Genomic DNA, 584 nt, shown 5'->3' with positions numbered 1-584 from the left:
GACCTGACCCTGGATACCTTCGAATCCGAGGATGGCCTCTGGGCCTCCCTGACCTACGCCACCGACCTGTTCGAGGCGTCCACCATCGAGCGTCTGGCCCAGTCCTGGGTGCAGTTGCTGCAGGGCATCGTCCAGCAGCCGCGCCAGCGCCTGGGGGACCTGCCGCTGCTGGGCGCTGCCGAGCAGCACCAGTTGCTGCACGAGTGGACCCCGGCCACCGGTGAGTTCCCCAGCGATGGTTGCGTGCAGCAGTTGGTGGAAGCACAAGCACTGAAAAGCCCGGAGGCCGAGGCCCTGTTGTTCGCTGGCCAGCGCTTGAGCTACCGGGAACTCAATGCTCGGGCCAACCGCCTGGCGCACAAGCTGATCGAGCTGGGCGTGGGGCCTGAAGTGCGGGTGGGCGTGGCCTTGCAGCGCACCCCGGAAATGGTCGTGGCGCTGCTGGCGGTGCTCAAGGCCGGTGGCGCCTATGTGCCCCTGGACCCGGATTATCCCCAGGACCGTCTGGCCCACATGCTGCGCGACAGTCAGGCGCAGATCCTGCTGACCGAAAGCGCCTTGCTGTCGCTGCTGCCGTCCGTGGA

General features: G+C 67.3%; 1 protein-coding gene. It reads left to right on the top strand.

What is annotated here, in order from left to right:
• A partial coding sequence (locus AC1RL5_RS31870) for an AMP-binding protein (protein WP_492590249.1) occupies positions 1-584 on the top strand: 584 nt, incomplete at both ends.

This window comes from Pseudomonas sp. GW822-FHT06D10 (assembly GCF_058799535.1).
This window is presented reverse-complemented; position numbering and strand designations above follow the sequence as displayed.